21 protein-coding genes and 1 tRNA gene are annotated in these 25,021 nt (G+C 65.0%); 11 read left to right on the top strand and 11 right to left on the bottom strand.

All coding sequences use genetic code 11. From position 1 onward, the window contains the following. Positions 1-27: 27 nt before the first annotated feature. The 7 genes from AC27VE_RS12540 to AC27VE_RS12570 all read right to left on the bottom strand — a co-directional run bounded on the left by AC27VE_RS12540 (position 28) and on the right by AC27VE_RS12570 (position 7,254). Complete coding sequence (locus tag AC27VE_RS12540) at positions 28-636, bottom strand: 50S ribosomal protein L25/general stress protein Ctc (RefSeq protein ID WP_006227588.1); 609 nt, start codon at positions 634-636, stop codon at positions 28-30. A gap of 147 nt (positions 637-783) precedes the next feature. Beyond that, a complete protein-coding gene (locus tag AC27VE_RS12545; RefSeq protein ID WP_006227587.1) occupies positions 784-1,734 on the bottom strand; it encodes a ribose-phosphate pyrophosphokinase in 951 nt (316 codons plus the stop codon). A 145-nt stretch (positions 1,735-1,879) separates the two neighbouring features. Next, positions 1,880-1,956, bottom strand: a tRNA-Gln gene (locus tag AC27VE_RS12550). A gap of 1 nt (position 1,957) precedes the next feature. Further along, entirely contained in the window at positions 1,958-2,857 is a 900-nt protein-coding gene (gene ispE, locus AC27VE_RS12555; RefSeq protein WP_488704019.1) for a 4-(cytidine 5'-diphospho)-2-C-methyl-D-erythritol kinase, read from the bottom strand. A 62-nt stretch (positions 2,858-2,919) separates the two neighbouring features. Beyond that, positions 2,920-4,518 (bottom strand): methyl-accepting chemotaxis protein, encoded by a 1,599-nt coding sequence (locus AC27VE_RS12560; RefSeq protein ID WP_088591631.1) that lies wholly within the window; start codon positions 4,516-4,518, stop codon positions 2,920-2,922. A 250-nt stretch (positions 4,519-4,768) separates the two neighbouring features. Then, positions 4,769-5,308, bottom strand: coding sequence for a lipoprotein insertase outer membrane protein LolB (gene lolB, locus AC27VE_RS12565; RefSeq protein WP_234818447.1), 540 nt, complete (start codon positions 5,306-5,308; stop codon positions 4,769-4,771). A 59-nt stretch (positions 5,309-5,367) separates the two neighbouring features. Beyond that, complete coding sequence (locus tag AC27VE_RS12570; RefSeq protein WP_427959245.1) at positions 5,368-7,254, bottom strand: tetratricopeptide repeat protein; 1,887 nt, start codon at positions 7,252-7,254, stop codon at positions 5,368-5,370. On the opposite strand from AC27VE_RS12570, the gene mutM reads away from it, so the two are divergent. The 4 genes from mutM to AC27VE_RS12590 all read left to right on the top strand — a co-directional run bounded on the left by mutM (position 7,253) and on the right by AC27VE_RS12590 (position 11,202). Next, complete coding sequence (gene mutM, locus AC27VE_RS12575; protein ID WP_006227581.1) at positions 7,253-8,080, top strand: bifunctional DNA-formamidopyrimidine glycosylase/DNA-(apurinic or apyrimidinic site) lyase; 828 nt, start codon at positions 7,253-7,255, stop codon at positions 8,078-8,080. The genes AC27VE_RS12570 and mutM overlap by 2 nt on opposite strands. 137 nt (positions 8,081-8,217) lie before the next feature. Continuing rightward, positions 8,218-9,171, top strand: coding sequence for an MBL fold metallo-hydrolase (locus tag AC27VE_RS12580; protein ID WP_488704020.1), 954 nt, complete (start codon positions 8,218-8,220; stop codon positions 9,169-9,171). A 134-nt stretch (positions 9,172-9,305) separates the two neighbouring features. Next, a complete protein-coding gene (locus AC27VE_RS12585; protein ID WP_488704021.1) occupies positions 9,306-10,985 on the top strand; it encodes an FAD-dependent oxidoreductase in 1,680 nt (559 codons plus the stop codon). Positions 10,986-11,004: 19 nt separating this feature from the next. Beyond that, a complete protein-coding gene (locus AC27VE_RS12590) occupies positions 11,005-11,202 on the top strand; it encodes a DUF2783 domain-containing protein (protein ID WP_006227578.1) in 198 nt (65 codons plus the stop codon). A 274-nt stretch (positions 11,203-11,476) separates the two neighbouring features. Here the strand turns inward: AC27VE_RS12590 and AC27VE_RS12595 are convergent, their stop codons facing one another. Further along, positions 11,477-12,385 carry a LysR family transcriptional regulator gene (locus tag AC27VE_RS12595; protein WP_427959239.1) on the bottom strand — a complete coding sequence of 303 codons (909 nt, stop codon included), beginning with the start codon at positions 12,383-12,385 and terminating at the stop codon, positions 11,477-11,479. Positions 12,386-12,549: 164 nt separating this feature from the next. Between AC27VE_RS12595 and hmgA the strand changes: the two genes are divergently transcribed. After that, positions 12,550-13,848 carry a homogentisate 1,2-dioxygenase gene (gene hmgA / locus AC27VE_RS12600; RefSeq protein WP_315137677.1) on the top strand — a complete coding sequence of 433 codons (1,299 nt, stop codon included), beginning with the start codon at positions 12,550-12,552 and terminating at the stop codon, positions 13,846-13,848. A gap of 129 nt (positions 13,849-13,977) precedes the next feature. Beyond that, positions 13,978-15,297 (top strand): fumarylacetoacetase, encoded by a 1,320-nt coding sequence (fahA, locus tag AC27VE_RS12605; protein ID WP_488704022.1) that lies wholly within the window; start codon positions 13,978-13,980, stop codon positions 15,295-15,297. Positions 15,298-16,582: 1,285 nt separating this feature from the next. Here fahA and AC27VE_RS12610 read toward each other — a convergent pair. After that, positions 16,583-18,478: an LTA synthase family protein gene (locus tag AC27VE_RS12610; RefSeq protein ID WP_488704023.1), complete on the bottom strand. Its 1,896-nt coding sequence runs from the start codon at positions 18,476-18,478 to the stop codon at positions 16,583-16,585. A 228-nt stretch (positions 18,479-18,706) separates the two neighbouring features. Continuing rightward, positions 18,707-19,435, bottom strand: coding sequence for a FadR/GntR family transcriptional regulator (locus tag AC27VE_RS12615; RefSeq protein ID WP_006226236.1), 729 nt, complete (start codon positions 19,433-19,435; stop codon positions 18,707-18,709). Between the two features lie 129 nt (positions 19,436-19,564). On the opposite strand from AC27VE_RS12615, the gene AC27VE_RS12620 reads away from it, so the two are divergent. The 5 genes from AC27VE_RS12620 to AC27VE_RS12640 all read left to right on the top strand — a co-directional run bounded on the left by AC27VE_RS12620 (position 19,565) and on the right by AC27VE_RS12640 (position 24,236). Next, positions 19,565-20,404 carry an NAD-dependent epimerase/dehydratase family protein gene (locus AC27VE_RS12620; RefSeq protein WP_427958584.1) on the top strand — a complete coding sequence of 280 codons (840 nt, stop codon included), beginning with the start codon at positions 19,565-19,567 and terminating at the stop codon, positions 20,402-20,404. A gap of 8 nt (positions 20,405-20,412) precedes the next feature. Next, on the top strand, positions 20,413-21,291 hold the full coding sequence (locus AC27VE_RS12625; RefSeq protein WP_488704024.1) for an SMP-30/gluconolactonase/LRE family protein: 879 nt from the start codon (positions 20,413-20,415) through the stop codon (positions 21,289-21,291). A gap of 122 nt (positions 21,292-21,413) precedes the next feature. Continuing rightward, positions 21,414-22,391: a TRAP transporter substrate-binding protein gene (locus AC27VE_RS12630; protein ID WP_006226233.1), complete on the top strand. Its 978-nt coding sequence runs from the start codon at positions 21,414-21,416 to the stop codon at positions 22,389-22,391. A gap of 7 nt (positions 22,392-22,398) precedes the next feature. After that, positions 22,399-22,962: a TRAP transporter small permease gene (locus tag AC27VE_RS12635; RefSeq protein ID WP_280029787.1), complete on the top strand. Its 564-nt coding sequence runs from the start codon at positions 22,399-22,401 to the stop codon at positions 22,960-22,962. After that, positions 22,953-24,236, top strand: coding sequence for a TRAP transporter large permease (locus AC27VE_RS12640; RefSeq protein ID WP_006226231.1), 1,284 nt, complete (start codon positions 22,953-22,955; stop codon positions 24,234-24,236). Before AC27VE_RS12635 ends, AC27VE_RS12640 begins: the two co-directional genes overlap by 10 nt. On the opposite strand, the gene AC27VE_RS12645 is transcribed toward AC27VE_RS12640, so the two are convergent. After that, positions 24,188-24,979, bottom strand: a complete 792-nt coding sequence (locus AC27VE_RS12645; protein ID WP_488704025.1) for a phosphatase PAP2 family protein — start codon at positions 24,977-24,979, stop codon at positions 24,188-24,190. The genes AC27VE_RS12640 and AC27VE_RS12645 overlap by 49 nt on opposite strands. Positions 24,980-25,021 lie beyond the last annotated feature (42 nt).

Consider the following 25,021-nt stretch of genomic DNA (forward strand, 5'->3'; position numbering starts at 1 on the left):
GAAAGCCCGAAGGCCTTCCGGCAAGACTTAGGCGGCCGGAGCGGCAGCTTCGGCGTCGTCGGCGGCAGCGCCGCCCTTGACGATGGCAGCAGCCAGCAGCGGGTTGTCTTCACCGCCGTGGGGGACGTACGTCACGCCCATGGGCAGCTTGATGTCGGCCAGGTGGATCGAAGCGCCAGCCAGGATGTTGGTCAGGTCGACTTCGATGAACTGGGGCAGAGCCTTCGGCAGGCAGGTGATTTCCAGTTCGGTCGTCACGTGGCTGATGATGGCGCCCGACAGCTTCACGGCCGGCGAGATTTCAGCGTTCACGAAGTGCAGCGGCACCTTGGTACGCAGGGCTTGGTTGGCGTCGACGCGCTGGAAGTCCACGTGCAGGACTTGCGGCTTGTAGGCGTGCCATTGAACCGAACGCAGCAGAACTTGCTCTTCCTTGGCGCCTTCGAGCTGCATTTGCAGGATCGATGCGTGGAATTCTTCCTTACGCAGGGCGTGGTAGATCTCGTTGTGGTCGAGTTCGATGTTCAGGGGGGCAGCCGTACCACCATAGACAATGGCGGGAACGCGGCCCGCGCGGCGCAGGCGGCGGCTCGCACTCGAACCCTGGACGCTACGCGCAGTGGCGATAAATTTCATGGAAAACTCCAAAAACAAAATAAGGTGAAGAGGCTTCACCAGTTAACGGCACGGCGCGCAACATGCGCGCCGTGTTGATTGCGCCTTGCCGCGACCAGCAAGGTGCAAAAACTAAAGTGGGCTGCGGGCCCGGCTGACGCCTACGCGTCAGTCGACGAACAGCGAGCTGACCGATTCCGCGTTCGAGATACGCAGGATGGTCTCGCCCAGCAGCGCGGCGCACGACAGCTGGCGGATCTTGCCGCTGGCCTGGCCTTGCTCGGAGAGCGGGATGGTGTCGGTGACGACCAGTTCGTCCAGTTCCGACGCTTCGATGCGGTCAATGGCGCCGCCCGACAGCACGGGGTGCGTGCAATAGGCGTAAACGGCGCCGGCGCCGCGGTCTTTCAGGGCCTGGGCCGCCTTGCACAGCGTACCGGCGGTGTCGACCATATCGTCCATGATGATGCAGGTGCGGCCGTCGACTTCACCGATGATGTTCATCACTTCCGACACGTTGGCGCGCGGACGACGCTTGTCGATGATGGCCAGATCGGCTTCCAGTTGCTTGGCCAGTGCACGTGCGCGGACCACGCCGCCGATGTCCGGGGACACCACGACCAGGTTCGAGAAATTGCGGCGCCAGATGTCGCCCAGCAAAATCGGACCGGCGTAGATGTTGTCCACGGGGATATCGAAGAAGCCCTGGATCTGGTCAGCGTGCAGGTCCATCGTCAGGACGCGATCGACGCCAGCCACTTGCAGCATGTTGGCCACGACCTTGGCCGAGATCGCAACGCGCGCCGAACGCGGGCGGCGGTCTTGGCGGGCATAGCCGAAATAGGGAATCGCGGCGGTGATGCGGCCAGCGGAAGCGCGGCGCAATGCATCGACCATGACCATGATTTCCATCAGGTTGTCATTGGTAGGGGCACAGGTGGGCTGCAGGACGAAGACGTCCTTGCCACGCACGTTCTCGTTGATTTCGACCATCACCTCGCCGTCCGAGAAGCGACCGACGGTCATCTTGCCCAGGGACATATCGAGGTGGTTGACTACGTCCACGGCCAGCCGAGTATTGGCCGTTCCCGTGAAGATCATGAAGCTATCGTTTGCCATGATGGATGATGCGATGGTCGTTTTAAGACACTAACGAGGTGATGCGGGGTGCTACGAAACACCAGCGGACCCGGAAAATAAAAAAGCTGCTGAACCCGGGCCAGTGTCTTACAGGCGTGTTCAACAGCTTTTTTATGTATTCGGTTGGCTGGGGAGGAAGGATTCGAACCTTCGCATGCCGGAATCAAAATCCGGTGCCTTAACCAGCTTGGCGACTCCCCAACTATCTTGCAATCCAATTCCGCAGTGGATGTTCAGTTAAACCAGTACATGCCTGAACTAACCGAAACCCTGGATGCGTTGCGTTGTTTGTTTCAACAGCGCCGCGCATTATAGCGGATATTTCTGCTTTTGCCAAAACGGCTTCGGAAAGTTCGGAAAACTCGGCGAATAAACATGCGCCTGATCCCGACATGCGAACTGGTATGCCCTGTTCGCTAAGCCACCGCGTTGCCCTGAGAACCTCAGGATAAAGACGGTGAACTACCGGCTCCAAATCATTTTTCCCGAAGGAAAAAGTTGGCGAAGCAAGAAAGTCCGCTATTGTGATGTAAGAAGAATCCCTTGTCAAATCGGGTGCCGAAAATATTCCAACAGTCGGCACGCTGGTATCCGGTTGCGCAACCAGATACGCGCGTTCGGGCAGCGTCACGGCAGTGAGCGCTTCGCCTACGCCTTCGGCGAATGCCGATTGCCCGAAGACGAACACGGGCACATCCGCGCCCAGCGGCAAGGCCAACGCCATGAGCTCGCGGCGCGTCAGCCCCGTCCCCCACAGCTTGTTCAGCGCGATCAGCACGGTCGCGGCGTCGCTGGACCCTCCGCCCAGGCCACCACCCTGCGGAATGCGCTTTTCCAGCGCGATCTGCGCCCCCTGGCGCGTGCCCGTGGCGCGTTGCAGCGCATGGGCCGCGCGCAAGGTCAGGTCATCGGCTTCAGAGACGCCAGGCAGATCGGAGGCGCGGCTGATGACGCCATCCGCGCGCACCTCGAAATGCAACGTGTCGCACAAATCGATGAAACGGAAGACCGTCTGCAGCAGGTGATAGCCGTCAGGACGGCGGCCCACCACGTGCAGGAACAGGTTCAATTTGGCGGGAGCGGGAACGTCGTACAGAGTCACAGAAAACAACCGGTGCGGGACATGCCCACATTCTAGCCACGCACCGGCCGCCGCGCCTGCCCTCAGGCCAGTTGCGGCGCACCCGCGCCAGCCAGCCGCCCTGCCGGCGCGTCGATCACCTGGCCGTCTGGCAACTTGAAGACGGAGACGGCGCCCGCCAGTTGGCGAGCCTGCTCTTCCAGCGCACCGGCGGCCGCTGCCGCCTCTTCCACCAAGGCCGCGTTCTGCTGCGTCACGCTGTCCATCTGCGACACCGCCCGGTTGACCTGATCGATTCCGCTGGCCTGCTCCTCGGAAGCCGCGGAGATTTCGCCCATCAGGCGGGTCACGCGCTGCACCGAGTCCACGATTTCACGCATGGTGGCGCCGGCGCTTTCGACCTGCTCGGATCCCTTGCCGACCGTCTGCGCGGAGTCCTCGATCAGTTGCTTGATTTCCTTGGCGGCGGCCGCGCTGCGCTGCGCGAGCGTGCGCACCTCACTGGCCACGACCGCGAAACCCTTGCCCTGCTCGCCTGCGCGCGCGGCCTCCACCGCCGCATTCAGCGCCAGGATGTTGGTCTGGAACGCGATGCCGTCGATCACACCCACGATGTCGGCGATGCGGGACGAACTGCCGGAGATGGCGCGCATGGTCTCGACCACGCTGGCCACGGCGTCCCCGCCGCGCTGCGCCACTGCCGCGGACGTGGCCACCATGTGGTTGGCTTCACGGGCGGTATCGGCGTTCTGCTTCACAGTGGACGCCAGTTCTTCCATGCTGGCGGCCGTCTCTTCCAGGGATGCGGCCTGCTCTTCCGTGCGACTGGACAGGTCGGTGTTACCCGCGGAAATTTCGCGCGCGCCCACATTGATCTCGTCCACGCCCCGGCGCACGGCGGAAACCGTGCGCACCAGGCTGTCCTGCATGCCTTTCAAGGCGGCCAGCAGTGCACCGATTTCGTTCTTGCCGCGATCGGCGACGCGACGGGTCAGGTCGCCTTCGGCGATGCGGCGAAAGATCTCACCGGCTTCCAGCAGCGGCCGCACGATCATACGGCGGATCAGCACATGGGCGCCCACGGCCATCAACAGGCCCAGCGCCAGGATGCCGGCCAACAACGACGAGAACAGGGTGTGGAAGAAAGAAATCTCCGCCATCGCGCCCTGCCCGGCCTCTTCGGCCCGGACCATGAAGGCGTCGCGTTCACTGACCAGCAGTTCTTGCGCCTGCTGCGTGCCTTGCTTGAAATAACTTTCCATGTCGCCCGCCTCCAGCACGCGGCCCACGCTTTGCAGGTTGGCGCTGAGGTTGGTGTAGGCCTGGATCAGATCGGCGGACGCGGTCTTTTCTGCGGCCGACAGGCCACTGGAAAAACCTTGGAAAGCGCGGTCGCCCGAGGCGATGCGCTGGCGCGCCAGGCGCAGCGCGGTCGTGTCGCTGGTGTTGCCTTGCGCGACGCGCGTGGCGTAGCGGCTCAAATCGGTACGGGCCGCTACCAGCGACAAGGCGGCCGTGTTCACGGCGTTGACCTGTTGCGAGGAAAGGCGATAGAGCTGGCCGACGTCCTGGTTGGTCTGGCGCAATGCGACAAAACCCATGCCCCCCACCAGCAGCTGAAACGTAAAAAAGATCGCGATGATTCCTAACAGCATCGTCGCGATGCGCGTGTTCCTGAACATAGGGCATTCTCCAAAAAAGGCGGCGACAGGTTGGCCGCCGCCGCACTTGCGGTCCGCGCGAAGGGTGGCCCCGCGCGGGCATGAGGAGAATTATTCAGTCCGGCCTGACTATTTCAAGCCGTAACACGACCGCCTTTGCCGCGTTTATTTGGCCGATTGCGAAATGCCGGACGTGTTAGGCCCGGCCGCGGGTAGCGGCTATTGCCATTCAAAGGGGGAAGACGACGGAGCGCGAACGGCTCCGTCGGAATCAAGGCTGGTTGACGACCAAACGCACCGTGACGCGGCGGCCGGGTTCCAGGCGCTCCAGGACCAGCAACTGCGGCCCCAGCGTGTCGTAGCGCGACAGCTTGGCCCGCCAGCCGCCCTGCTCGAAGGAGGCGGGACGACCCAGTTCATCGCGAGACACGTCGGAGGCTTCGGGTTGCGCCGGCAGTTTGCCGCGCAGCCAGTCGCGCAAGCCGGACACCGGCACGCTGCTGCCCAGCGCGTCTTCAGCGAGGGCATCGGGGTTGTCGGCAACCAGGCGCGTGCCATCGGCCTTGGTCAGGCTGGCGGCGCCGGGCTGGCCTTCCACGCGAGCTTCGGTCGAACCCAGCGGATTGGTCAGGTCCAGCACGTAGCGCCGACCATCGTCCGACCACGAAAAGCCGCCTTGGACGGCGCTCTGCTTGCCGCTTTCTTCGTTCACGGTGATGGCGAAGCGGCCGATGCGCGAAAACGCATCGGGGCTGGCGCCTTCGATGGGTTTCGGCGTGGTGGTGCAGGCGGCCAGCGTCAACGCCAGCATCGCCAGCAGCGCCCAGCGCAACCAGGCCGTCACATCAGGCAAGCGTTGCACCCCAACCGTCACAGGCCCACTCCCAGACGCTTGACGACGTCCTGGACGGTCTTGTTCTTGGGATCTTTCATCAGCGCGGCGCGCAGCAGTTCCGTCGCCTGGTCGCGCTTGCCCTGGGACCACAGCACTTCGGCCAGGTGGGCGGCGATGTCGGCTTCCGGACGCACGCTATAGGCGCGGCGCAGATATTCCGCGGCGGACTCGGATTCGCCCATGCGGAACTTCACCCAGCCCATGCTATCCAGGATGAACGGATCGTTCGGCGAGAGCTCAAGCGCCTGGGTGATGAGGTCCAGCGCTTCGGGCAGGCGCTGATTGTGGTCGGCCAGGGTGTAGCCCAGCGCGTTGTAGGCGTGGGCGTGGTCCGGATCCAGCGCGATGACCTGGCGCAACATGCGCTCCAGGTCGGCCAGGCGGTTCTGGCGTTCGTACAGCATAGCCAGTTCGTACTTGATCTCGACCGTGTCCGGCAGCGCCTGGTCGGCCGCTTCGAGCGTGCTCACCGCTTGCTGGATGCGGTCGGCGTCGCGCAGGATCTGCGCCTTGGTCAGCACGCCCAGCGTGCGCTCTTCGTCGTCCTGCGGGCCGGCGGCATCGATCATGGCCAGCGCGTCATCCACCCGGCCGCTCTTGGCGCGCAGGGCAGCCTGGCGCATGGCGACGGAATAGCGCAGCGTCGGGTCGTCGATGCGGCCCAGTTCCTTGATGGCTTCGTCGTACTGGCCTTGGTCTTCGGCGATGCGCGACAGCAGGACGTGGGCGTCCGCCGCGGCGGCGCCGGCATCCGTGGCGCCGGGCACCGTGGCGCGCTGGCGCTGCTGCTGCACGTCCAGGTACTGCTGAAGCAGATTCCTGGCTTGCGGCAGCTGACCCGCCTTGTAGGCAAGCTGGGCCTGCATGAAGAGCAAGTCGAAATCTTCCGGCGAACGGCGCGACATGGCCTGCAATTCAGCCAGCGCGCCGTTGTAGTCGCCGCTGTCGGCCAGTTGGCCGGCCAGCATCAGGCGGACCTTGCGGGCGCCGGGATTGCGGTTGATATAAGCGCGGGCTTCGGTCTGGGCGCGTTGCGGATCTACCTTCGAGCCGTATTCCAGCACGCGCTGGGCGGCGGCTTCGGACTTGGGATCCGCAGCCAGCGCGGCGCGGGATTCCTGCGCGGCGCGCTCGTAGTCGCCCGAGGCGGAGGCCACGTCGGCCAGCGCCAGATGGGCGGCCGGCAGCTTGCGCACGCTGTCGCTCAGGGATTCGTCCAGGATGCGCAGGGCCAGGCGGCGGTCGTTCAGGCGGCTCAGCACGGCCAAGGCCTGGCCGATGGCGGCCGGCTTGTCGCGCGAGGCGTCGATGCGGTTGCGCAGCGCCTGGGCCAGACCCTTGGTCTGCCCGTTGGCGGCGGCCAGCGCCAGTTCGGTGGAGCTGGCCTCAACGTCGTTGGGCGACAGGCGCGCCCAGACGCGGGCGGCTTCCAGCGCGCCGGGCAGATTGCCGCCAGCCAACTGGAATTCCAGGCCACGCCGGGCCAAGCGGGGGTCGCCCGTGTCCCGGGCCAGGCCGATCATGGTGGTAGCCGCTGTGCCGTACATGCCGCGCTGGGCGGCGATCTCTGACGCGAGGACGCGATAGAAGATGTCGGCAGTGAGCGATACGTAGGGCAATTGGCCCGGACGCAGGCGGATCACCTCGGTTTCAGGCTGGCGGTTCTGGGGCGCCATGCGGGGCCCGGTCGCATCACGCGTCCGGCTGTCGGCCGCCTGGGCCGGCAGCGCAAAACCTGTTGCCAGCGCAAGCGCAAGCGTGGCGATCCCGATATTCATTTGTTTGAAAGACGACTTCACGCGGCCCGTCCGGTTGATGGCACAATCTTCGTACACGCAATTGATGATCTTACACTGGCTCATGCCGGAACTGCCTGAAGTTGAAACCACGCGTCGGGGAATCGACGCCGTCATCACTGGCCGGACGCTCAAGCGCCTGGTCGTCCACGAAGGCCGCATGCGCTGGCCCATTCCGCCGGACCTGCCCGCCCTGATCGGCGGCCGCGCCGTCCTGGAATGCGCCCGCCGGGGCAAATACCTGTTGCTGCGCTTCGAACATGGCACCCAGATCGTGCATCTGGGCATGTCCGGGTCGCTGCGCAGCGTCGCCCCGGGTGAATTCCTGCGCAAACATGACCATGTCGAATGGATATTCGACGAAGCCGTCCTGCGCCTGCATGACCCCCGGCGCTTTGGCGCGGTGCTGTGGCACCCGGACGCCGATGGCCCCATCGACACCCACCCGCTGCTGGCCAAACTCGGCATCGAGCCCTTCGACCCGCGCTTTGACGGGGCCTGGCTGCACCGCCACTTCAAGAACCACAGCGCGGCGGTCAAGCAAGTGCTGCTGGCGGGGCTGGCCGTCGTGGGGGTGGGCAATATCTACGCATCGGAATGCCTGTTCCGGGCGCGCATCAACCCCAAGACCCCGGCCAACAAGCTATCGCCTGCCCGGTGCGACCGCCTGGCGGACATGATCCGAGCCACCTTGGCCGACGCCCTGACCTCCGGGGGCAGCACCCTGCGGGATTATGTCGGCGCCACCGGCGAACCCGGGGCCTATTTCGAGATCCATGCCGCGGTCTATGAACGCGAAGGCCTCCCGTGCCGGGTCTGCGCGACGCCGATCCGGCGTTTCGTCCAGGGGCAACGGGCCACCTATTACTGCCCAAAATGCCAAAGAAACTAGCCCCGGCGGCCTGAAAACCCCCGGGAAATCCCTGTAAAAACAAGGCCATTTGTTTATAGCGAACGTATTGCACGAAAACTAACGCCAAGCTATATTCCTTTCACACACCTATTCCTAGAACAGTGGAAGGAGCCTCCATGAGCAAGCAATTCGCCTCGCACGCCGACCTGGACGACAAGGTCGTCTCGTTCGAAAAACTGTCCGACAACGCCTATGCCTACACGGCCGAAGGCGACCCCAACACGGGCGTGATCATCGGCGACGAGGCCGTCATGGTGATCGACACCCAGGCCACCCCGGTCATGGCCCAGGACGTGATCCGCCGCATCCGCGAAGTCACGGACAAGCCGATCAAGTACATCCTGCTGTCGCACTACCATGCCGTGCGCGTGTTCGGCGCCTCCGCCTACAACGCCCAGGAAATCCTGGCCAGCCGCGACACCTACGACTTGATCGTCGAACGCGGCGAACAGGACAAGGCCAGCGAGATCGGCCGCTTTCCCCGCCTGTTCCGCAACGCCGAATCGATTCCGCCGGGCCTGGTCTGGCCGACGATGACGTTCAAGGGCGAAATGACCGTCAATCTGGGTAACCTGGAAGTCAAGCTGCTGCAAGTCGGCCGCGGCCACACCAAGGGCGACACCATCGCCTGGCTGCCCGAGCAGAAGATCCTGTTCGCCGGCGACCTGGTCGAATACCAGTCCACCCCGTATTGCGGCGACGCCTACTTCCGCGACTGGCCCAGCACGCTGGACGCTCTGTCTAGCTTCGAAGCTGAAAAGATGGTTCCCGGCCGCGGCCCGGCCTTGAAGAGCGCCACCGAAGTCCGCCAGGGCCTGGCCGGCACCCGCGCCTTCCTGACCGACCTGTACGGCGCCGTGAACCGTGGCGTGGCCGAAGGCAAGGATCTGAAGACGATCTACCGCGAGGTCTATGACTTCATGAAGCCGCGCTACAGCGACTGGGTGATCTTCGACCATTGCATGCCGTTTGACGTGTCGCGCGCCTATGACGAGGCCACCGGCCACACGCATCCGCGCATCTGGACCGACAAGCGCGACCTGGAAATGTGGGCGCAGCTGGAAGGCTGACCCCGACGGGCCGCGGTAGCCGGCGCTGACCGGAAGCGGCCCTGACCGACCATTGCAAGAAGCGGAATCGCGCGTCGCAGGACGGCGCGCGGGATCGCGACATAAAAACAAAATGACCCACACAGGAGACAACCGTGGGAGACATCGACTTTCAGGCGATGGAGTTCGCCTATGAAAAGCACGCCGACCAAAGCGCCGGCACTGCGCCGCGGCACCAGGTCGTGGTCGTGGGGGCCGGCCCGGTCGGCCTGACCACCGCGTTGGACCTTGCCCGCCAGGGCGTGCGAGTCGTGGTGCTGGACGACGACTACCGCTTGTCCACCGGATCACGCGCCATCTGCTTTTCCAAGCGCACCCTGGAAATCTGGGACCGCCTGGGCGTCGGCCAACGCATGATCGACAAGGGCGTGTCGTGGAACGTCGGCAAGGTGTTCTTCCGCGAACAGGAAGTGTGGCGTTTCGACCTGCTGCCTGAACCCGGCCATCGCCGCCCCGCCTTCATCAACCTTCAGCAGTACTACGCCGAAGGCTATCTGTATGAGCAAGCGCGCCAGGAACCCAACATCGACCTGCGCTGGAAAAACAAGGTCGCCGGCGTGGTCCAGGCCGAAGACGGCGTCGACCTGACGATCGACACCCCCGAAGGCCCGTACACGCTCCACGCCGATTGGCTGGTCGCCTGCGATGGCGCCCGTTCGCCGGTGCGCAAGCTGATCGGCCAGGAAAGCCATGGCCGCATCTTCCGCGACCGCTTCCTGATTGCCGACGTGAAGATGAAGGCGGACTTTCCGACCGAACGCTGGTTCTGGTTCGATCCGCCCTTCCATCCCAACCAATCCGTGCTGCTGCACCGTCAGCCCGACAACGTCTGGCGCATCGACTTCCAACTGGGTTGGAACGCCGACCCCGTCGAAGCCGTCAAACCCGAGAACGTGCTGCCGCGCATCCGCGCCCTGCTGGGGCCCGACGCGCAGTTCGATCTGGAATGGGTCAGCGTCTACACCTTTGCCTGCGAGCGCATGGACAAGTTCCGCCACGGACGCGTCGTGTTCGCCGGCGACTCCGCGCACCGCGTATCGCCCTTCGGCGCGCGAGGCGCCAATAGCGGCGTGCAGGATGCCGAAAACCTGGCGTGGAAGCTGAAGCTGGTGCTGGCGGGCCTGGCGCCCGAAGCGCTGATCGACAGCTACAGCGCCGAGCGCGAGTACGCGGCCGACGAGAACATCCTGAATTCGTCGCGCGCCACCGATTTCATTACGCCCAAGAGCGACATCAGCCGCAGCTTCCGCAACGCGGTGCTGAACCTGGCCAAGAAGCATCCATTCGCGCGTTCACTCGTCAACAGCGGACGCCTGTCGCTGCCCGCCACCTACGGCGAGTCGCCCCTGAACACCCCGGATGCGGATGCCTTCACGGGCCGCATGGTGCCCGGCGCGGTCGCGCTGGACGCACCCGTGACGTGCCGCGGCGAACAGGACTGGTGGATGGCGCAGCTGGACAGCGGCTTCGTCCTGGCGCTGTTCTGTGGCGATGCGCTGCCCAGCACCAACACGCTCCAGGCCTTGCAGGCGCTGCGCATGGCGCCGGTGCCCGTCAAGGCCATCCTGGTCGCGGGCGCGCAGTGCGACGTGTCCGGCGTGCCCGCGGACCTGCCGGTGGTGGCGGACGCCGAAGGCTGCCTGGCCAAACGCTACGACGCGCAGCTCGGCACCGCCTACCTGATCCGCCCCGACCAGCACATCGCCGCGCGCTGGCGCGCATTCGACGCCGATGCCGTCGCCCGCGCCGTCCGCCGGGCCACGGGCCACGCCTGAATCCAGAGGTCAACCCATCATGCTGATTACCGAAACCAATCTGAGCTCGCCCGACGACTTCTACGAAGCGTTGATCGAAACGCACCGCGACCTGACGAACGAGCAAAGCCAGGAACTGAACGCGGCGCTGATCCTGCTGCTGGCCAACCACCTGGGCGACGTGGCGCTGCTGCGCGAAGCCCTGCAACAGGCCCGCGCCTCAGTCGTGCAAGCGTAGGATGGGTGAAGCGCGGGACACCGAAAAAAAGAACCCCGACGTCGAACGCGCGCAACCCATCAAGCAGCGGTTGCGTTGTGGCTGAGGCAGCCAAGCATCCAGGGCTGCTTGATGGGTTACGCGCGCTGGGGCGCAGCTTTCCAGGCAAAACCGTTCCGCGCTCCACCCATCCTACGAGCCGCCCCCGAGCCAAACACCCGGCCGCATTCCCCCCCCCTCAGCCGACACCCGGCGGCATTTCCCCCCCGCCCCTTCCTGCCGCGGCCACGGACATTTACAACCCCACCGCGAACGTATTCACGATCAACGCGCGCAGCCATTGGTTGCCGCCATCGCGATCCACCCTGCGCTGCCAATACATGTTCGTCTGCAGCGCGGGCACCTTCACCGGCGGCGTCATGAAGCGCAGGCCGAACGGTGGCGCGGCGCTGGCGGCCAGTTTTTCCGGCACGGTCGCCAGCAAGTCCGTCGCGCTGACGATGTAGGGCACGGCCGAAAAGTGCGGCACGCTGAAGTGTTCGGCCAGTTCCACGCCCGCGCGCTCCATGGACTGGTTGACCTGTCCGTAAGGCGCGGCCCGCGACACTATCAGATGCCGCTCGGCTCGGAATGCCTTGATACCCATGCCCGCGTGCGCCGTGGGATGCGCCTGGCGGAACAGGGTGGCATAGCCCTGCCGGAACAGCATGCGCTGCAGCGTGCCCGCCCCCATTTCGTCGAACGCGCCAATGGCCAGGTCCACCCGGCCCGACTCCATTTCACGCGGCAGATCCGGCCCCTGCACGCGCACCGAATCGATGCGCACCTGCGGTGCCACCTGCACGCAGACCTCCATCAGCCGGGGCATGAAGTGGATTTCGCCCACGTCCGTCATCGCCACCCGGAAGCGACGGTTGCTGGTGGCGGCGTCGAACACGTCCTGATCCTGCAAGGCCTGGCTAAGCATCGTCAGCGCTTCGCTGACGGGGCCCGCCAGCCGCTGCGCGCGCGGGGTGGGCAGCATGCCTTGCGCGGTACGCACGAACAGCTCGTCGCCAAAGGCCTCGCGCAGGCGGCGCAGGGCGTTGCTGACCGCGGGTTGCGTCAGATCCATCCGCCGCGCCACGGCCGACAGATTGCGGTCTTCCAGCAGATGCTGGAACAGGATCAACAGGTTCAGGTCGACGTTGCGCAATTCGGCCATAGGGCCCCCTACTATTCACAAAATTTATAGTCTCTATTTTTGCATTCCCGTAGCCGCAAGGGGCGTTTTTTCCGACAATAGGGAATCGGCGCTGGGTTCAACCCAGACCGCCCTCAGATACCGACCGCGCGGCCAAGCACCGCGCCGCCACCCAGGAGGATTCCATGGAACTGAAATATCAGACCGGCTTCGGCAACGACTGCGCGACCGAAGCGCTGCCCGGCGCCCTGCCCGTAGGCCGCAATTCGCCGCAGCAATGCCCGTACGGCCTGTATGCCGAGCAACTGTCCGGCACCGCCTTCACCGCCCCCCGCAGCGAAAACCGCCGGTCCTGGCTGTACCGCATCCGCCCGGGCGCGCAACACAAGCCGTTCGAGCCCTTTGCCGGCGCGGCAGGCTGGGAAAGCACCTTCGGCCATGGCCCGGTCACGCCCAACCAGTTGCGCTGGAGCCCGATGCCCATCCCTGACGCCCCCACCGACTTCCTGGAAGGCGTGAAGACCTGGGGCGGCAACGGCGGCCCTGACGAACAGGGCGGCGTGGCCATCCACCTGTACGCGGCCAACCGGTCTATGCAGGGCCGCTATTTCTACAACGCCGATGGCGAACTGCTGCTGGTGCCCCAGCAAGGACGCCTGCGCCTGGCCACCGAGCTGGGCCTGATCGATCTGGAACCCCTGGAAATCGCCGTTATCCCGCGCGGCGTGCGCTTTCGCGTCGAACTCCTGGATGGCGCCGCGCGCGGCTACATGCTGGAGAACTTCGGCGCCGCCCTGCGCTTGCCCGAACTGGGCCCCATCGGCTCGAACTGTCTGGCGAACGCGCGTGATTTCCAGACGCCGGTGGCCTGGTATGAAGACGTGGAAGGCGACTTTGAACTGATTGCCAAGTTCACGGGCGGATTCTGGCGCGCATCCATCGACCATTCGCCGCTGGACGTCGTGGCCTGGCACGGCACGCACGCGCCGTACAAGTACGACCTGCGCCACTTCAACACCATCGGCTCGATCAGCTTCGACCATCCGGATCCGTCGATCTTCACGGTGCTGACCGCACCGTCCGACACCCCGGGCACGGCCAACATGGACTTTGCGATCTTCCCGCCGCGCATCCTGGCCATGGAAGACACCTTCCGTCCGCCCTGGTTCCACCGCAACGTCGCCAGCGAATTCATGGGCCTGATCCAGGGCGTATACGACGCCAAGGCCGATGGCTTCGCCCCCGGCGGCGCCAGCCTGCACAACTGCATGAGCGGCCACGGCCCCGACGCCGAGACCTTCGAGAAGGCCTCGCACGCCGACACGCACGCCGCCCATTACATCCGCGACACGATGGCGTTCATGTTCGAAACGCGCCGTGTCATCCGCCCGACCGGGCAGGCCTTGGCGTCGGTAGAATTGCAGGGCGACTATTACCGGTGCTGGCAGGGCATCGTGAAGCACTTCGATCCCAAGAAGGCGTGACGGCGCCACTGCGCTGATTCCCAGCCACGGCGATGCGTGCAAGCGCATCGCCGTTTGGCTTTTGAATTTTCCGGCGCCGCTGCCCGTCAGTTCTGCCGGCCCCCACACCATTACAGAGACACGCGAACCATGACCACCACGATCAACGAAACCCACGATCCCTCCTTGAAGAGCTGGATCGCCAGCGCCAACACCGGCACGTCCGATTTTCCGGTCCAGAACCTGCCGTATGGCGCGTTCCGCCGCAAGGGCACGCAAGAGTCGTTCCGCCCGGGCGTGGCGATCGGTGACCAGATCCTGGACCTGGCCGCATTGGCCGCCAAGCAACCATTTGAAGGCCTGGCCGCCGAGGCGCTGGCCGCTTGCGCGGGCGACAGCCTGAACGCGCTGATGGCGTTGGGCCAACCGCACTGGAGCGCCCTGCGCCTGGCGCTGTCGCGCGCACTGCGCGAAGGCGCCGCCTTGCGCGCCGAAGTCGAACCGTTGCTGGTGGCGCAGGCCGACGCCGAATACACCACGCCCGCCCGCATCGGCGACTACACCGACTTCTATATCTCGGTGCACCACGCGACGGCAGTGGGCAAGCAGTTCCGTCCTGATAATCCCTTGCTGCCGAATTACAAGTGGGTGCCGATCGGCTACCACGGCCGCGCCTCCAGCATCGGCGTGGACCAGAAGTTCCCCCGCCCCGTCGGCCAGACGCGTCCGGCCAATGAAGGCGACACGCCGCAATTCGGCCCGTGCGCGCGCCTGGACTACGAACTGGAACTGGGCATTTTCGTGGGGACCGGCAACGAACAAGGCGAACGTATCGGCCTGGCCGACGCCGACGGCCACGTGTTCGGCCTGTGCATTCTGAACGACTGGTCGGCGCGCGACATCCAGGCCTGGGAATACCAGCCCCTGGGCCCCTTCCTGTCCAAGAACTTCGCCTCGACGATTTCGCCGTGGATCGTCACGATGGAAGCGCTGGAGCCGTTCCGCACGCAATGGAACCGCGGCCCGTCCGAACCGCAACCGATGCCGTACCTGGCCTCCGACGCGAACCGCGCGAAGGGCGCCTACGACGTGCAACTGGAAGTGCTGATGACGACGCAACAATCGCGCGAGGCCAAGCAGCCCGCCGTGACGTTGTCGCGCAGCAATTTCCGCGATGCCTACTGGAACGTGGCCCAGCTGATCACGCACCACACGGTGAACGGCTGCAATCTGCAGCCGGGCGACATGCTGGGCACGGGCACGCTGTCCGGGCCGCAGCCTTCGGAAGCCGGTTCATTGCTGGAATTGAGCAATGGCGGCAAGACGGCAATCGACCTACCGTGGGGAGAGAAGCGGACGTTCCTGCAGGATGGCGATCAGATCATCATGCGGGCGGCTTGCTTGAAGGCGGGATATCCGAGGATTGGGTTTGGGGAGGCGTCCGGGACGGTGTTGCCGGCGCGGGTTTGAGTTTTCTCTTCTTGGGTGGGGCGTGTGGGGTGATCGGCGCGGGTTTACGCAGGTCGTCTTGAGGTGTGATCCCCGCAGCGCTTACGTAGGTCGCCTTGAGGCGTGATCGCCGCAGCGCTTACGTAGGTCGCCTTGAGGCGTGATCGCCGCAGCGCTTACGTAGGTCGCCTTGAGGCGTGATCGCCGCAGCGCTTACGTAGGTCGCCCATCGGTGCGGTCGCCCTGACTGCGCGCGCCCACGATTGCGGTCCGGAGCCTTCGCTCCGGACTGCCCCGTTGTCATCTTCGTTGCGGCCTGCGGCCGCTGCCTTCAGATTCCCTCGGGCGCATCAAGGTTGCGCGCAGTCAGGCCGACCACACCGACGGGCTGCGCCGTCTTGGTTTGCGCGCTGCCAGGTTCCGGATTAGTGACGAGATTTGCGGGGCCCGCCTCATGCGGCCGCGCGGGCGGCCGCATTCTGCATACGCGTTCTGAGACGTCGTAGCGGTGGTCGCTTGCGCGCTTGTGGGGAGTGGTTTTCTACTGGGCCCCGCCGTCAGATGGGGGAGGTGGAGCGACGGGTGGCGCGCGGCAGATAGCTGCTCGCTTCTTCGCACCTGTACGCGCGCCACCCGTCTAAGAGGGAGAGTGCTGTGTGCTTGCGGCACTGGTGCTTCTTTGATGGGTCATCAATCGTCGATCGTTAATCGACATTCGTCTTCTCGCGTTCTCGAGTTCTCGCGTTCTCGCATCCGTAGGATGGGTGGAGCGCGGCACACCCGTCAGCAGGACAGGGACGTCCGTCGCGCGTAACCCATCATGGTGGCATGCATCGGTGATGGGTTACGTGCGGCATACAGCCATTTCCTTGGGGTTACCGGAACGCACTCCACCCATCCTACGAAGAAGAAGAAGAAGAAGAACAGCGCCACCCACACGCGAAGCGAAGATCACATGACGCAAGACCATGCGTAAGCTCCCAAAGGCCGCCCGCGCGGCCGGCCGGGAGCGGGCCCCGCAAGATCTTCCACCACCCACCCCTGGTGGAGAGAACCCTAAGCAAACCGTTCTCCCCCGCTACCGTGAGATTGCTACCACCAAAGCACGGTGGGTTGGTGGCCTGCGGGGCGCGGGGCGTCGATAAGCCCGAGGGAATCTGAAGGCAGTTGCCGCAGGCAACAACGAAGATGACAAGGGGCAGTCCGGAGCGAAGGCTCCGGACCGCAATCGTTGACCCGCGCCCCGCAGGCCACCGACTCGCCGGGCGTCTTTAAAACCTACAACGCCCAAAGCAAAAACACCAAATCAAGGCAACCGATACTTCCCCTCCCGATACACCCAAGAAGCCCACAAAGCATGCGCCAACGCCTCCTCCGTCAAATTCGGATCCGCAGGCTCCACCGGCGCGTAGACCTCATCGCGCCCGACGGGCGCCGCTTCGTACCGGAACTCGCGGGGATCCTTTGACGGCTCCAGCACCAGCAACTTGTCACCCTGCAGATACCCGAAGTTATCCGCGTACTGCATGATCGCCCGGTTCGGATCGCGTTGCGTCAAATCCGCCCCCAACATCGGGTTCACGTTATCCAACCCAATCAGCGACAACAGCGTCGGCGCCATATCGATCTGGCTGACTAGCCGTTCGTCCTGGCGCGGTGCGATGCCGGCGCCGAGGATCAGGGCCGGGATCTGGAAATGGCGCACCGGCACGGGAATGGATCCGTAGACCCGTGAATCGTGGTCCGCGATGACCAGGAACACGGTGTTGTCCCAATACGGCGCCTTCTTGGCTTTCTCAAAGAACTGCCCCAACGCCCAGTCCGCATACCGCACCGTGTTGTCCACCGTGGCGGGCTCGCCCACGGGCTGGATACGGCCTTCCGGATATTCCCAAGGCGAATGGTTCGTTACCGAAAACGCCAGCGTGAAGACCGGCTTGTCGCCATCGGCGCGCAGCAGGCGGTCGACCTGGGTGAACATGTCCTCGTCCGATGCGCCCCAGGACCCTTCGAATACCGGGTTCACGAATTTCGGACGGTCCACGACTTCGTCGAAACCGTTGCCCAGGAAGAACGCGCGCATGTTGTCGAAGTGCGATTCGCCGCCGTAGACGAAACGCGAGTGGTAGCCGTGCTTGCCCAGCACCTGCGCCAAGGTGAAGAAACCGGTCTGCGAGCGCGGCAGCTTGACCACGGCATCCGCCACACTGGGCAGGAAGCCTGCCGTCACCGCTTCGATGCCGCGCACCGAGCGCGTGCCCGTCGCATAGGCGCGGTGGAACATCCAGCCTTCCTTCGCCAGGCGGTCGATGTTGGGCGTCAGATCGCGGCCGCCCAGGCTGCCCACGTACTGCGCGCCCAGGCTTTCCTGCAGGATGATCACCACGTTCAGCGGCTTGTCGCGACGGACCGTGGCTTTCTGCTCGTGCAGGCTGGGGTAGCGCGGGTCCAGCGGCGCGCCGGTCAGGCCCGCCTTCTCGCGCACGATGGCGTTCATCTGGTCCACCGGCATCTTGGGGTACATCGCCGCAGACGAGCGCTCGTCGCGCATCCGGTAGGCGGCGTCGAACACGCTGTACAGCGAATTGAGCGCCAGCGCGTTGACCATGGCGTCCGAACTGAAGGCGACCTTGGCCGGATTGATCGGCCGATGCTCCAGCGTGCCGCGTGCACCCAGCACGACCAACGCCAGGATCACGAAGGAGGCGATCGGCCGCTTCCACCATGCCATGAACGAATCGCGCGAGCGCGTCGGGAACAGCTTGACGGCCAGCCATGCCGCCAGCACCAGCACCACGAAGGCGGCCAGCAGCACGCCCTTGTAGCCCTGCCACAGCATCGACCCCACTTCCTTCGGGTTGAGCAGATAGATGAAGTACAGGCGGTTCGGACGCGTATCGTATTCAGCGATGAATTGCGGCGTGGAGACTTCCAGCAGCACATACAGCATCCACCAGATGCGGAACCACCACGCGGTGATGCGGGCCGCCAACGGCCGGTGTCCGAACCAGGGCGAAAACACGGCCGGCAGCGCGATCACCATCGACAGCAGGCACACGTCGATGCGCAATCCACCGAACAGAACGGGCCACAGGCCGCCTGCGGCCTGCACGCGATCCCACATCCAGAATGACAGCCCCAGACGCGACAGCGTCAGCATCACCAGGACGGCAACGATGAACCGGAGTGTCAGGCGGCGCATGCGACGGCCCTCCCCGGGCGGCGCGGGTCCGCCTGTTCAGATGAAAAAATCCTGCTGGGTGTGCCGAGCAAAGCCATGCCGCCTCGTTGACCTGAAATGAAAACGGGCCAAGGTTAACGCGGTTTGGCAGGCGTCGGCAGTGAATGTCGTCGCCGTCAAACGTTGTACGACATCATATTTCAAATAGAGGGACGCGGTGCACAGCTTCCCGCTGCGTACAGCCGCCTGCTATTGCGCGCGGCGCAGGCGTTCGCGGCTATTGCTCAGATGCGTGCGCATGGCGGCGCGGGCGCTTTCGGCATCCTGGCGCATGATCGCGCTGTAGATGTCTTCGTGTTCAAGATTCACGCGCGCCAGATACGCCGCGCGGTCTTCGTGCGCGAACTTGGCCGAATTGATGCGGGTGCGCGGAATGATGGCGGAACCCAGGTGCGACATGAGGTCCGCGAAGTAGCGGTTGTCGGTGGATTGCGCCACCAGCAGATGGAACTGGAAATCCGGTGTGATCGTGTCGCCGCCGGTTTCCAACGCGCTGCGGAACAGGTCCAACGCACGGCGCATTTCCTGCAACTGCACATCGCTGCGGCGGATGGCGGCCAGGCCGGCTGCCTCGCTTTCCAGGCAGATGCGCAATTCCAGCAGCACCAGCACATCGCGTACCGTGGCGATGTCGGCAGGATCGACGCGAAAATCGCCGCCTCCGCTGGGTTCCAGCGCATACGTGCCGACGCCGTGATGCGTTTCCACCAAGCCCGACGCCTGCAGACGGGACAGTGCCTCGCGCACGACGGTGCGGCTGACGCCGAACTGACGCATGATTTCGGATTCGGTGGGGAGCTTGTCGCCAGGGCGGATATCGCCGCTTCGGATGCGTTCGGAGATATTTTCAACCAGGCCCTGGGCCAGGTTCCGGGGACGACGCTGCGGCAAGACGGGGGTATCGACAGGAGCGTTCATCAGGGATTATCCGAAGGCGGTTGCGCAAAGCTTGACGCTGAAATTTGGCGCTCATTATACTTTGCTCAAGTTGTACGATAACGTACCAGATAAGTCCACTCCCCCGCGCCATCCACCGAGCATTGCGCCATGAGCCGAACTGTCAACAACACGCCTGCCACGTTTCGCTGTCATCGTTTGTTATTGACCGGCGCCGCCGGCAACCTCGGCCAAGTGCTGCGGCCCCGGTTAAAGGCCCATGCGGACGTGTTGCGCGTTTCCGACCTGGCCGAGGTGGGCCCCGCCGCCCCCGGTGAAGAGGCGCTGCCCTGCGACCTGGCCGACGCCGCTGCCGTGTCCCGGCTGGTTCAGGGGGTCGACGCCATCGTTCACCTGGGCGGCGTGTCGGTAGAGCGGCCCTTCGAAGAGATACTGCCCGCCAACATCCAGGGCGTCTACAACCTGTTCGAGGCCGCCCGCCTCCACGGCGTGCGACGCGTGGTGTTCGCCAGTTCAAACCACGTCATCGGTTTCTACGAGCAGGGCAAGCAGCTGGACGCGGACGTGCCCTTGCGTCCCGACGGCTATTACGGCCTGAGCAAGGCCTACGGCGAAAACCTGTCACGCTTCTATTTCGACCGCTACGGCATCGAAACCGTGTGCCTGCGCATCGGCTCGTCGTTCCCGGAGCCCAAGGACCGCCGCATGATGGTCACCTGGCTCAGCTACGACGACCTGACCGACCTGGTCACCCGTGCGCTGTTCACGCCGGATGTCGGCCATCTGATCGTCTACGGCGCGTCGGCTAACCGCGACAGCTGGTGGAGCGACGACGCCGCCCGCGTATTGGGGTTCGTCCCCAAGGACTCCTCCGAGCGTTTCCGCGCGCAGGTCGAAGCGCAGGCCCCGTTGCCGGCCGATGATCCCGCCGCCCGCTATCAGGGCGGCGCGTTCGTCAAGGCAGGCCCCTTTCCTTTTCCGGCCGAGTAACTGCCACCATGTCCGCCACTGCCGAACGTATCGGGACCATGTTGTGCGGCGTAGGAGAAAGCCCGGTCTGGCGCGTTGCCGATCAGACGTTCACCTGGACCGACATCCCTGGCAAGACCTTGTGGCGCTGGTCGCCGGCAAGCGGCGGCATCACGCAATGGGCGCTGCCGCAGATGGCAGGATGCCTTGCGATGCGCGGCCCAGGCTGGCTGCTGGCGATGGAAGACGGCCTGTACGCCTGCGATGCGCTGCAGGCGGGCGCTCCCTGTGAACCCCGGTTGCTGGCCACCGTCCCGCACGCGGCGCCCGGCATGCGGTTCAATGATGGCCGTTGCGACCGGCAAGGCCGTTTCCTGGCGGGCACGATGGTCATGGACATGAGTCTGGCGCAGCCCGCCGGCAAGCTGTACCGCTACGACGCGCACGGCGTGGCGGTGCTGCTGGACGATCTGATCGTGCCCAACGGCACGGCCTTCAGCCCGGACGGCCGGACGATGTATCTGTCGGACTCCCATCCTACGCGTGGCGCGGTCTGGGCGTTCGACTACGACATCGATACCGGCACGCCGCATAACCGCCGGCTCTTCATCGCCGCCTTGCCCGCCGGCCGTCCGGACGGCGCGGCAGTGGACACGGACGGCGGCTACTGGATCTGCGGCAACGACGCCGGGCGCATCTACCGCTACACGCCCGACGGCAGGCTGGATCGGACCCTCGCCGTTCCCGCCGCCAAGATCGCGATGTGCGCCTTCGGCGGCGCCGCGATGGACACCTTGCTCGTCACCTCGATCCGCCCTCCCTCAGCCGCGCCCGGCTCCCTGGAAGGCGCCGTGTTCGCCCTGCGCCCCGGCGCGCAGGGGCTGGAGGAAACCGCAAGCGCCGGTTAGCACCCGATCGGGGCACGCGCCTGCGCGCCCCATGCCAGGTAGTAAGCAGGTCCGTACCTATCAAAGAGCTTCGAGGCCGTCCCGGCCCTTGACCAAACGCCATACTCCAACCGGAGGTAGACATGCTGCGCCCCACCCTGACCCGCGCCATTTTGGCGGCGGCTGCCTTGCTGACCCTGATTCCCGCCACCCATGCCGCCGAGCTGCGCTCTGCCGACATCCATCCCGACGACTACCCCACCGTGCTGGCCGTGCGCCAGTTCGGCGAACTGGTCAAGCAACGCACCAACGGCCGCATCACGGTCAAGGTGTACGCCGGCGGCGCGCTGGGCAACGAAGACGATTCGATCGAACAGGTGAAACTGGGCGCCCTGGCCATGGCACGCGTCTCCAGCGCCGCCATGCACAATATCTGCCAGACCACCCGCGTACCCTCACTGCCCTTCCTGTTCCGCTCCAAGGAGCATCTGCACAAGGTGCTGGACAGCGAGATTGGCGACCAGATCCTGCGCTCGTGCGAAGGTGCAGGCTTCGTGGGCCTGGCGTGGTACGACAGCGGTGCGCGTTCGATGTACACGCGCAACAAGCCGATCAAGACCCTGGCCGACGCGAAAGGACAGAAGATCCGCGTGCAGCAATCGGACCTGTCCGTCGCCATGGTCGAAGCGATGGGCGGCAACGCCACGCCAATGCCGATGGGCGAGGTCTACACGTCGCTGAAGACGGGGCTGGTGGATGCCGCCGAAAACAACTTCCCCAGCTACGAAAGCGCGCATCACTACGAAGTCGCCAAGTACTACGCGATGACGGAACACACGATGACGCCCGAGATCCTGATCTTCTCCAAGCGCCAATGGGACAAGCTGCCGCCCGAGGACCAGAAGATCTTGCGCGAAGCCGCTCGTGAATCCGTGCCGTTCATGCGCAAGCTGTGGGACGAACGCGAGCAGAAGTCCCGGTCCGTGGTCGAGCGCGCCGGTTCGCAGATCGTGGAGGTGGACAAGGCCTCGTTCCAGAACGCGATGAAACCCGTGTACGAGCGCTTCGTCACCACGCCGGAAATGAAAGACCTGGTCGCCAAGATCCAGGCCGTCCAGTGAGGGCATCATGTTGGCCACACCCACGAATGAAACAGATGTCGGTGCGGGGGGCCGGGCGCAAGCCCTGGCTGCCCCGCTGGATGCCTATACCCGCGGCTGCGCGGCGCTGGCGCGGGCCTGCATGTGGACGAGCGTGTTCGGGCTGATCTGCCTGATCGTTGCGGTCACCTTGCAGATCGTCGGCCGCCACGTGCTCAACAGCACGCCGACCTGGGCCGAAAGCCTGGCGCTCTTGCTGGTGCTGTACGTGACGATGCTGGGCGCCGCCGTCGGCGTACGCGACGCGGGCCACATCGGCTTCGAATCGCTGCTGGACGCGCTGCCCCCAGCCGGCCAGCGCCGGCTGCGGATCTTCATCCATCTGCTGGTGCTGCTGTTCGGCGTGCTGATGGCATGGAACTGCGGCGTGCTGGCGGAATCCGTCGCGGCCTACAAGATCCCCAACCTGGGGATATCGAATGCCTGGAAGTACATCCCCGCAACCCTGTCGGGCACCTTGATCGCGCTCTTCTCCATCGAGCACATCATCGCCATCCTGCGCAACCATAAGGTGGTACCGGCATGGCGCTGACACTGCTTTCGTTTACGTTCATGGGGTTCCTGGTGATCGGCGTGCCGGTGGCCTTCGCCATCGGCCTGTCGTCCATCACCGCCATCATGGTCGAGGACCTGCCGCTGGCGGTGGCGTTCCAGCAGATGACCTCCGGCATGAACGCGTTCTCGTTCCTGGCCATTCCCTTCTTCATCTTCACGGGCGAACTCATGCTGTACGGCGGCATTGCCGACCGCATCGTCGCGTTCGCCAAGTCGCTGGTGGGGCACGTGCGCGGGGGGCTGGGCATGTCCAACGTCGTGGCCTGCACGCTGTTCGGCGGCGTGTCGGGCTCGCCCGTGGCGGACGTGTCGGCGATGGGATCGGTGATGATCCCGATGATGAAGCGCGAGGGCTATCACGCGGACTATGCGGTGAACGTCACGACGCACGCCGCGCTCGTCGGCGCGCTGATGCCTACCAGCCACAACATCATCATCTACACGCTGGCAGCGGGCGGCAAGGTGTCGATTGCGGCGCTGATCGCGGCCGGCGTCGTGCCAGCGGTGATCCTGACCTTGTGCAATCTGGCGGCGGCCTACTTCGTGGCGCGCAGCCGGGGCTATCCGGCGGGCACCTTCCCGGGCTGGCACATCGTCTTGCGTTCGCTGATCGCGGCAGCACCCGGATTGTTCGTGGTGGTGCTGATCATCACCGGGATCCTGAGCGGGGTCTTCACCGCGACGGAATCCGCGGCGGTGGCGGTGCTGTACGCGCTGGCGCTGACGATCTTCGTCTACCGGTCGCTGACCTGGGACCAGTTCGTGCGGGCGGCCAGCAAGGCCGTCAAGACGACGGGCGTCGTATTGCTGCTGATCGGCATTTCGGCCACCTTCGGCTACCTGATCAGCTTCTACGGCGTGGCGGAAAAAACGGGCGAGCTGATGGCGTCGGTGTCGACCAGCCCGTGGGCCATCTTCCTGATGGTCAACGTCATCCTGTTCGTCCTGGGCACCTTCCTGGACATGGCCGCCACCATCCTGATCTGCACGCCGATATTCCTGCCGATCTGCATGCAGTACGGCATGGGCCCGGTGCAATTCGGGATCGTCATGCTGCTGAACTGCGCCTTGGGGCTGAACACGCCCCCGGTTGGGACGACGCAGTTCGTCGGCTGCGCGATCGGTGGCGTCTCGGTGGGCACCGTCATGCGCACGATCTGGCCCTTCTACGGCGCCTTGCTGGCGGCGTTGGCGCTGGTGACCTACGTGCCGGCGTTTTCGCTGTGGTTGCCCGGCGTGCTGCTCAACTGATCGTGCGCCTTGTGGGACGCGCGCCGCGCGCGGGGCCGTCCCACAATCACCGGATAGAAGAACAGCGCGGCTAGAAACCACAGCAGCGCCGCCGACCAGAGTGTCTGGCTCAGGAAGTGGGCGCCCTGCAGAATGCGCACCACCGAAAACCCGACCCCGGCGGCCACGCCCACGGCCAGCCCCCACCAGCGCCAGGCGGGCCGGTCAAGCGCCCAACCGGCGAAGTACAGCGTCAGCATCGAATAGCCCGCACCCGCATGGCCGCTGGGCATTGCCCCTCCGGAGCGCTCGCGCACCCAGGTCCACCAGTGCAGCGGATACGGGGTATAGCCGCCCAAGGTTTCCAGATCGTAGGGGCGTGGCAGGGTCGTGTAGTGCTTGAGCTGGTTCACCGCCACCTGACCCATCAGGCAGGTCGCCGCCAGGGCCAGCGCCGGCCCGCGCCATGGCCGCCAGGCAGGGATGCGGAAGCTGGCCGCGACGACGCCGACGGCCGCCAGGGCGACGCCGATCGGCAGGGCCAGCACCATGCGGTGCCCCACCAGATCCAGCCAGCGGTTCACGTGCAGGGGGAAATCATCCAGGGCCGGATCGAACAGCGCACGGGCAATGCGCAGATCCATGCCCGAGGCATTGGCCCACCAGGCCAGGCAGGCAAGCACCAGCGTCACGCCGATCAGCTGACTGCAGAGGTACCAGACGGGCGTCGGCGCGCGCGCCGCAGGCAGCAAAGGGGACGACATGGGTCGATAGACCAGGGACGCATCGGACAAGCGAAGAGCTTA

The organism is Achromobacter sp. 18P8.1.1 (assembly GCF_057799415.1).